An 8,764-nucleotide genomic window follows, 5' to 3' on the forward strand; every position below is an offset into this window, starting at 1 on the left:
GGCGTGGCCATCGACGGGTTGCTGATCGGTCTGGCACTCAGCGTCGGCGCAACGGCCGGCGGTGGCTGGTGGTGCCTGCGGCGCTTGGTCCAGGCACGCCATCTGCTGGATACGCCGACCTCGAAAATCCGTTCGGCGGCGCAGGGCTATGCCGAGTTCTATGGTGTATTGCAGCCACAGCCGGACAGCGTGATAGTCGCGCCGCTGAGCGGAAAGCCCTGCCTGTGGTGGCGTTTCAAGATCGAGGAATACCGGGACGATGACAAGAAACGCAGCTGGCGGATCCTGGAAAGCGGCAGTTGCGAGAGTTGGCTGCGGTTGGACGACGGCACTGGTCATTGTCTGATCAACCCGCGCGGTGCCGAAGTGCGCCCCTCCACGCGCGAGGTATGGCAGGGCCACTTGCGCCATCCGCGCGGGCCGGTGAACAGCGGCTGGCTGGGCTTGCTGAGCAGTGGCAAGCGTTATCGCTACACCGAGGAGCGCCTGCATGCCGGGCAGCCGCTGTATGCCATCGGCGATTTCCGCAGCAGCGGCGGTGGCCGCCAGGGCCTTGATCTGAGCACGGCACAGGGCGCGGTGATCCGCGAGTGGAAGGGCGATTTCGCCGGTTTGCTGCAGCGCTTCGACAGCGATAACAATGGCCAGCTCGACCCGCAGGAATGGAATCGTGTGCGTCTGTCCGCGCAGCTGGAGGCCGAAGATCGCCACCGCCGACAGAGTCTGCAGCCTGCGCAGCACCAGCTGGGCCAGCCGCGTGAAGCGATGCCGTTTATCCTGTCGTGCGCCGGGGAGGACGAGCTGGCGCGGCAGTTTTATTGGCAGGCCGCCGGTGGCGCCGTGCTGTGCCTGGCCGGGGCCTTGGCTGCGGCCTGGTTGCTGGGGGTGACGTAGCGCTCGACCAGGCGCTAGTGCTGCGCTGGCCTGCGATGCGCAAGTGGGGATGGCCGGCTCTGCGAAAATCACAAGCCCGCCGCAGCGGGCTTTTGATGGGCAGTTACAGCGTGGCTGAGTTGGTTTCGGTGCTGAGGCGCCGGGCCTGCCTGAGGTAGAGGGTCAGCTCGCGGGCTGGCAGCGGTTTGCTGTAGAAATAGCCCTGACCTTCGTGGCAGCCCTGGGCAATGATGTAGGCCTCTTGTTCGGCGGTTTCCACGCCCTCGGCGATCACCTGCATGCCCAGGTTCTTACCGAGCTGGATGATGGCGCGCACGATGGTGGCGTCGTCATCGTCTTCCAACAGGTCCTGGACGAAGCTCTTGTCGATCTTGATCTTGTCCAGTGGCAGGCTCTTCAGGTAACTCAGCGAGGAGTAACCGGTGCCGAAGTCGTCGATGGCGATCAGCGCACCGGAGCGGCGCAGGCTGAGCAGGTGCTGGGTGGCGGTGCTGATGTCTTCCATCAGACCGGTCTCGGTGACTTCGAGCTCGAGGCTGCGTGGCGGCAGGCGATAGGCCTGCATCAGGTTGTTGACCACGCGCGGTAGTTCGGCGTGATGCAGTTGCACGGTCGACAGGTTGATCGCCATGCGCAGGTCGCTGAAGCCCTGGTCGAGCCATTCGCGTAACTGGCGGCAGGCCTGGTCGAGAATCCACTCGCCGATGGCGATGATGGTGCCGTTCTGCTCGGCCAGTGGAATGAAGAGATCCGGCGGGACCAAACCGTGCTGCGGGTGCTGCCAGCGCAACAGGGCCTCGACGCCGACTACCCGATGATCGCGGTAATTGATTTGCGGTTGGTAGACCAGGTACAGCTGGTTTTGCGTCAGGGCCTCGCGCAGGTCTTTCTCCAGTTCCCGGCGCCGGCGCATTTCGCTGTCGACGCTGGCGATATAGAACTGGTAACGGTTGCGCGAGCGATTCTTGGCCAGAGTCATGGTCTGCTCGGCTTTCTGCAGCAACTTCTCGGTGCTGTCGCCGTCTTCTGGGAACAGGGTGATGCCGATGGTGGCGCGTAGATGGACTTCCTGGTCATCGAGCATGAACGGCGTTTCCAGGTCGTCCAGCACGCTTTGGGCAAGCTCCGCGGCCTCGTAGGGTTGCTCGATGTTGGCCTGGATCAGGGCGAACTGGTCGCCGCCTAGTCGAGCCAGGGCGCCGAGACGACCGCTGTGGCTGCGCAGGCGGTCTGACAGGGCCAGCAGCAGCTGGTCGCCGGTCTGGTAGCTGAACTGTTCGTTGATCCCCTTGAAGTCGTCCAGACCCACGCAGAGCACCGCGACCCGTCGCTGCAGGCGACCGCCATCTTCGAGGATCTGATCGAGTTGCTGCTGCAATTGCTGGCGGTTCGGCAGACCGGTGAGGAAGTCGTACTGGGCCAGGCGTTGCAGGCTGTTTTCCGCTTCGCGGCGCAGGTGGGTGTTGCGCTCGATGGAGGAGAGCAGCTGGTTGGCCGTATTGATCCACAGCCCGAGTTCGTTCTTCTCGTTGCCTTTGAGCATCGGCAACTTGTGCTCGCTGGGCCGGTCCGGGTTGATGTTGCTCAGGTGCTCGATGATTTTCGCCAGCGGTTTGGTCAGCATCCAGTGGTAGACCAGGTAGAGCACCAGGCCCATGGCCAGGGCGCGGAGCACGCCGGAGATGAAGATGATCACCGAACTGGTGACGAAGTCCTCGCCATAGGGGGCGGTGTCGAGGGTGATGCTGAGGTCGCCGTAATACTCGCTGTAGGGGCCGCGGCCGACCAATTTGGTGGTGTAGTGCTGTTCCTGGCCGAGGATCGGGTCGGTCAGCCAGCGGGTGGGCAGCTGCACCGGCTTGCGCGATTTTTCCGCGAGCATCGGTTCGTTGGGGTGGCCGATGGCGGCGACGCGCACGGACTCGTGCTGGAACAAGCCTTCGACGACCTGCATGCCCATTTCGCGATCCAGGCTGTACACCGCCTGGGTCGAGGGGTCACGGAACATGCCGAGAATCCGCTGGGCGTCGTTGTTTATCGCCTGACGGGTCTTGTACACGTCGAAGACTATTTGCGCGCAGCTCAATACCACCCCGACGACCAGGGCCGAGAGCAATACGACGCGCAGTAATTTTAGGGACAGGCTGTTCTTGAGTTCCAGCTTCAAGTGACGATTCCTTGTTCGATACCTGAGGCATCAGACGGGTGTGAGTATTAGCAAACTCGCGGTTGCCGTCAAAGGGCCATTACTCCAATCGGGCGCTTGCCGACCGACTGCACGGCAAGGGTGCGGGGGTCGGCGGGCGTTGACCTTGTATCAGTGTGTCGGTGCAATGTGGCGCGGACTTGAGTACCGTTCGGCACTTTAGCATTTGATACAGGGCCTTGCGGTAGCCTGTCCAGTGACAGGCGGAAGCGTTTAACTGGCTCGGGCCGATGCAGGTGCGTTAATTTGCGCCTGTCGCGACCGAGCTAACTGCAGCTGTTGCTGGCGTCGATGCTCAGGATTGGGCTCTGGTCGGCGGGCCTGCATGGGGGCGGTTGCGTCGGGACGATGGGGTGTTCCTGGAGGAGTAGCTTTTTTGGCATTACGGCCATCCGCCGCGTGAACAGGTGGTAACCGGGGCGCGAGTGGCGCAGCACCTGCCAATAGCGAAAAACCCGGTCTAAACCGGGTTTTTCGTACCTGCACCTAAACGCTTAGGCTGCGTAGTTCTTGGCTACGAAGTCCCAGTTGACCAGGTTCCAGAATGCCTCGACATACTTCGGACGGGCATTGCGGTAGTCGATGTAGTAGGCATGTTCCCACACGTCGCAGGTCAGCAGCGGGGTGTCGCCGCTGGTCAGCGGGCAGCCGGCGCCGATGGTGCTGGCCAGGGCCAGGGAGCCGTCGGCCTTCTTCACCAGCCAGCCCCAGCCGGAGCCGAAGGTGCCGATGGAGGTCTTGCTGAACTCTTCCTTGAACTTGTCGAAGGAACCGAAGGCCGCGTTGATCGCGTCGGCCAGGGCACCAGTCGGTTGGCCGCCGCCGTTCGGGCTCAGGCAGTTCCAGTAGAAGGTGTGGTTCCAGATTTGTGCCGCGTTATTGAAAACACCGCCCGAGGAAGTCTTGATGATCTCTTCCAGGGTTTTGCCTTCGAACTCGGTGCCGGGCACCAGGTTGTTCAGGTTCACCACGTAGGCGTTGTGGTGCTTGCCGTGGTGGTAGTCCAAGGTCTCGGCGGAAATGTGTGGCTCGAGGGCGTTTTTCTCGTACGGCAGCGGCGGCAATTCGAAAGCCATGGTTTATCTCCTAATCAGGACAGGTGCGTTGAGCGCGAGGCCGATCACGGGCGGCCAGACAAGCGGCGGGAGTTTGTCCTCCTTGCGCCGCAGACCCGAGATCATAGCACCGGGTCTCCGCCATAACCACGCAGCAACTGTGTGGAAAAGCCGGTGCCAGGGCCTTTTCGCGCGCAGCTCTGCGTAGGCTCAAGCGCCTGGGGGATTGCTCAGCAATTGCCCGGCTACGGCAAACATCATCAAGGCCACCGCCAGATCGATCAGGCGCCAGGTCGCCGGGCGCGCCAGCCAGGGCGCCAGCCAGGCGGCACCGAGCGCCAGGCTGAAGAACCAGATCAGCGAGGCACTGGCGGCGCCCAGCGCGTAGGCGCCGGGCACCGCCTGTTGCGCGCCGAGGGAGCCGATCAGCAGTACGGTGTCCAGATAGACGTGGGGGTTCAGCAGCGTCACCGCCAGGGCCGTCATCAGGACCGCACGGCGTGAGCGCGGGCCGGTTTGGCTGGCCTGGCTCAGTGCCTGCGGGTGCAGCGCGCGGCGCAGCGCCTGAACGCCCAGCCACAGCAGAAAAGCCGCGCCGCCCCAGCGGGCGATGGTCAGCAGCGTCGGGTTCTGCGCTAGCAGGCTGGCCAGGCCGAACACCCCGGCGGTGACCAGCAGGGCATCGCAGAGTACGCAGAGCACCGCCACCGGCAGGTGATGTTCACGGCGCAGGCTCTGCGCCAGGACGAAGGCGTTTTGTGCGCCCAAAGCGATGATCAGTCCGGCGGCGATCAGCAAACCGTTCAAATAGCTCTGCCACATGCTTGTCACTCCGCCTGCTTGGCCAGTTGTTGCAGCACTGCCACGGCGCGTTGGCCATCGGTTTTAGCGACGAACAGGTGATCGTGGTGGTAACCGGCGATCACGTTGCAGCTGATGCCATGGTCGGCCAGGGCGCTGGCCACCGCGGCGGTGAGGCCGACCGCATTGAGCGCCGAGTGCACCTCGAGGGTGATCCAGGCGGCGATATAGTCGAACGCCAGGCCCAGCCGCTCGGCCTGCTGGCGCGGCAGGATCAGGCTCAGGCCCTCGCGCTCGCGGAAACTGCCGAGCGCTTGCAGGTTCGCCGGTGGCGTGGCATCTGCCAGGCAGCAGAACACGTAGTCGCCGTCGTTCAGGGTTGGGCTCATGCTCCGCAGTAGCGTGGGGAGCGAAGTCTCGCCGGTCATGAGGATGTCCTTGAGTGGTGGGGAGGTAGCCAGTCTGCTGTGCGTGGCTGTATAAGAGAAACAAATCATGCTGATCTATCATTAGGAAAACTGATTTGTTCGACTACAAGTTGTTGGCGGCCCTGGCCGCAGTGGTGGAGCAGGCCGGATTCGAGCGGGCCGCCCAGGTACTGGGGTTGTCGCAGTCGGCCGTGTCGCAGCGGATCAAGCTGCTCGAGGCCCGGGTCGGCCAGCCGGTATTGGTGCGGGTGACGCCCCCGGTACCGACTGACGTCGGCCGGCGCCTGCTCAACCATGTGCAGCAGGTACGACTATTGGAGCGCGACCTGCAGGGGCAGGTGCCGGCACTGGATGAAGGAGGGCTGCCCGAACGTCTGCGCATCGCCCTGAATGCCGATAGCCTGGCCACCTGGTGGGCACAGGCGGTGGGCGATTTTTGCGCCAACCATGGCGTGTTGCTGGATCTGGTGGTGGAGGATCAGGACGTCGGCCTCAAGCGCATGCGCGCGGGCGAAGTGGCGGCTTGCGTATGTGCCGCCGAGCGCCCGGTCGCAGGGGCGCGGTCACTGGCACTGGGGGCTATGCGTTACCGCGCCCTGGCCAGTCCGGCGTTCATCACTCGGCATTTCCCCCACGGGGTCGAGGCGCAGCAACTGGCCCGGGTTCCGGCGATTGTCTTCGGCCCGGACGATCTGTTGCAGCATCGCTACCTGACCGGACTGGGCGTACCAGGCGGTTTCGCCCACCACCTGTGTCCGTCTTCGGAGGGGTTCGTGCGCCTGGCCTGCGCGGGCTTTGGCTGGGGGCTGGTGCCCGAGCTGCAGGTCGAGCAAGAGCTGGCCAGCGGCGCGTTAGTCGAAATAATCCCCGAGCGTCCGCTGGACGTACCGCTGTACTGGCATCACTGGCGCAGCGGCGGTGAGTTACTGGCCACCCTCACCGGTCATCTGCAGCGCGCAGCGCGCGTCTGGCTGGTTGCGCCCGACGGCTAAAGCTGGAAATGCGCCACCAATTGCTCCTGGCTTCCCGCTACCTTCTGCAAGTGTTCGCCACAGTCGCGGGTGTGCGCGGCGGTCTGCCGGTTCTCTCCGGTCATGGCGTGCAGGCGATGCATGTGCTGATTGACCTCCTGGGTGGTTGAGGCTTGCTCCTCGGCGGCGGCAGCAATCTGGAACGCCAGGGCATGCACACTCTGCAGCGAGTCGTCGAGGTGGTTGAGGGAGCCGAGCACCGCTTGGGTTTCGTCTTCCAGGGCGCGGGCCTGCTCGGTGGAACCCTGCATGCTGGTCAGTGCCTCGCTGGAGGAGTCGCCGAGCGCGCCGATGATCTGCACGATCTCTTCGGTGGCGGTGCGGGTGCGCATGGCCAGGTTGCGCACTTCGTCGGCGACCACGGCAAAGCCGCGGCCCTGTTCGCCGGCGCGTGCGGCTTCGATGGCGGCGTTGAGGGCGAGCAGGTTGGTCTGTTCGGCGATGCCACGGATCACCTCCAGCACCGAGCCGATCTGCTGGCTGTCGCCGGCCAGCGCCTGTACCACGTGGTCGGCCTGGCGCAAGCCGCCGAGGAGTTGATCCTGGCGGCCGATCATGCGTTGCAGGGTGGCCTGCATGGTGGTGAAGGCCTCGCGGGCGGCGGCGCTGCCATCGGCGCTCTGGCTGGCACTGGCGGCGATCTCCTGCACTGTTGCGGCCATCTGGTCGACCGCGCTGACCACCATTTCCAGTGCTTCCTGCTGCTGATCGAGGCTGCTGCTGGTGCGTCCGGCGGCGCCGAGAATGTCACCGCTGGCATCACCCACCGCCTGGCTGGCTTGGCGTAGGCGTTCGATTACCTCGCGCCAGGCGGCGGCCATCTCATGCAAGGCTTGCATCAAACCGCTGTGGTTCTGCTCCCCGCTGGTTATATGCAGCTCACCGGCTGCCAGACGTCGCGCCAGGGCGGCCATACTGCTCGGTTCGCCGCCCAGCGGGCGCATCACGCTGCGGCTGATCAGCCAGGTGGCCAACAGCACTGCCGCGATGGTCGCCAGACCCAGCAGGAGCACCTGCCACATCAGTCCGCGTACCGGGGCAAATGCCTGGGCTTGATCCATCTCGGCGATCAGCGCCCAGCGTTGCTCGCCGACCTGCAGCGGGACAAAGGCTTTGAGCGCGGGCAGGCCATCGAGCCCCGGTTCGCTCAGGCGGCCCTGCTGGCCTTGCAGCGCCAGGTTGATGGCCTGGCCGAGTAGTGGCGAAGCCTGTCGCTCGCCGCGCAGGACCTGCTGTTCGGCGAAGCGCACCGAGTCGGAACGCAGCAGGCCGTCGGCACCGACCAGATAGGTTTCACCCGCGTCACCGAGACCCTGGCGGGTTTGCATCACGCTGTTCAGTGGGGCGATGGGTAACTCCAGCATCAGCAGGGCCTGCAACTCGCCCTCGCTGAGCACCGGCGCGACCAGGAACTGGCTGGGCTCACCGGTTTGCGGGTTGACGTCCAGGTCGCCGATCAGCGCCTGCGGGCTGTGCAGACCAAGCAGGGCCAGACGGGCCATGGGCGTATCGCGCCAGCGGCTGTCGTTGAGGTTCTGCTGGTAGTCATCACCGCGCAACACGCTGAACACCACCTTGCCTTCGCTGGAGATCAGTTTCAGTTCGCGGTAGCCGAAGGTTGCAATGAAGTTCTCGAAGATCGCCCGATCATAGTTGGCGGCGCTGATCAGTGCCTGGCTGTCCAAACCGAGATAGCTGGCGCCGAGGTTGCGGGCCAGGGTATTGAGCTGGTTACGCCGGGATTGCCAGTTGTCCTGCAGTTGTTGTTGTTTGATATTCGCTACGGCTTCCAAGGCATTCAGCGTCTGCTCCTGGAGCGCCTGACTGGCCTGGTGGTACACGGTGAACGCCATGGCCAAGACCGGAAGCAGACCAATAATCAGGTAACTCAGCGCAAGCTTCAGGCGTAACGACATGGATAGGGCTCCGTGGGTAGAAGAGTGACAGATCGCTATGGGTGTTTGAAATCCTGCAATATTCGTGCAATTAAATTAACGATCGTAAAAAATACTGATCGAATCGGCCCAGGCGTGTTGTGCAGGCGCGACAGCGAAAGCGCCACAGGCACCGTGAATACGCCTAGGCGCGAGGGGACGGAGTCAGGGGCGACTCGTGGGAGAGGCAGGCCGAGCGTGGCGCTCGGCTGTGCAGCGCTGCGCAACTCGTGTGGCGGCGCAGGGGGCCTGAGCGCTGCCGTTGCGAGTCCGAGCGGTTCACTGTGGGGGGGCGTTGCTGTTTCCCCTCAAGCGGGCCCCTAGTGTTCCGTCCCTCAAATAACTACTATTAATCGAGTGTATTGAGGGGCGGAGGCGGGGCTATGAGAACAGGCCGACCGAAGGCTGAGCTGGT

Annotated in this window: 6 protein-coding genes and 2 pseudogenes; 2 read left to right on the forward strand and 6 right to left on the reverse strand. The window is 64.0% G+C overall.

Features of this window, described 5'->3' with window-relative positions:
• Positions 1-3 precede the first annotated feature (3 nt).
• Positions 4-894 (forward strand): GIDE domain-containing protein, encoded by an 891-nt coding sequence (locus FBY03_RS16345; RefSeq protein ID WP_147173422.1) that lies wholly within the window; start codon positions 4-6, stop codon positions 892-894.
• Between the two features lie 103 nt (positions 895-997).
• On the opposite strand, the gene FBY03_RS16350 is transcribed toward FBY03_RS16345, so the two are convergent.
• From FBY03_RS16350 to FBY03_RS16365, 4 genes are all read right to left on the reverse strand, one after another.
• Positions 998-3,061: a bifunctional diguanylate cyclase/phosphodiesterase gene (locus FBY03_RS16350; RefSeq protein WP_147173423.1), complete on the reverse strand. Its 2,064-nt coding sequence runs from the start codon at positions 3,059-3,061 to the stop codon at positions 998-1,000.
• 533 nt (positions 3,062-3,594) lie between these two features.
• Complete coding sequence (sodB, locus tag FBY03_RS16355) at positions 3,595-4,176, reverse strand: superoxide dismutase [Fe] (RefSeq protein WP_147173424.1); 582 nt, start codon at positions 4,174-4,176, stop codon at positions 3,595-3,597.
• A gap of 189 nt (positions 4,177-4,365) precedes the next feature.
• Positions 4,366-4,977 (reverse strand): LysE/ArgO family amino acid transporter, encoded by a 612-nt coding sequence (locus tag FBY03_RS16360; RefSeq protein ID WP_147173425.1) that lies wholly within the window; start codon positions 4,975-4,977, stop codon positions 4,366-4,368.
• Positions 4,978-4,982: 5 nt separating this feature from the next.
• Positions 4,983-5,384 carry an ACT domain-containing protein gene (locus FBY03_RS16365; protein ID WP_147173426.1) on the reverse strand — a complete coding sequence of 134 codons (402 nt, stop codon included), beginning with the start codon at positions 5,382-5,384 and terminating at the stop codon, positions 4,983-4,985.
• A gap of 95 nt (positions 5,385-5,479) precedes the next feature.
• On the opposite strand from FBY03_RS16365, the gene FBY03_RS16370 reads away from it, so the two are divergent.
• Positions 5,480-6,376: a LysR family transcriptional regulator ArgP gene (locus FBY03_RS16370; RefSeq protein ID WP_147173427.1), complete on the forward strand. Its 897-nt coding sequence runs from the start codon at positions 5,480-5,482 to the stop codon at positions 6,374-6,376.
• On the opposite strand, the pseudogene FBY03_RS23515 reads toward FBY03_RS16370, so the two are convergent.
• Together FBY03_RS23515 and FBY03_RS23520 are read right to left on the reverse strand one after the other, a co-directional pair.
• Positions 6,373-6,888 (reverse strand): annotated as a pseudogene (locus FBY03_RS23515) (methyl-accepting chemotaxis protein); the annotation flags it as partial. The gene FBY03_RS16370 and the pseudogene FBY03_RS23515 sit on opposite strands and share 4 nt — an antisense overlap.
• A 666-nt stretch (positions 6,889-7,554) precedes the next feature.
• Positions 7,555-8,331 (reverse strand): annotated as a pseudogene (locus FBY03_RS23520) (cache domain-containing protein); the annotation flags it as partial.
• Positions 8,332-8,764 lie beyond the last annotated feature (433 nt).

The sequence above is a fragment of the Pseudomonas sp. SJZ079 genome (assembly GCF_007993865.1).
GTDB lineage: Bacteria > Pseudomonadota > Gammaproteobacteria > Pseudomonadales > Pseudomonadaceae > Aquipseudomonas.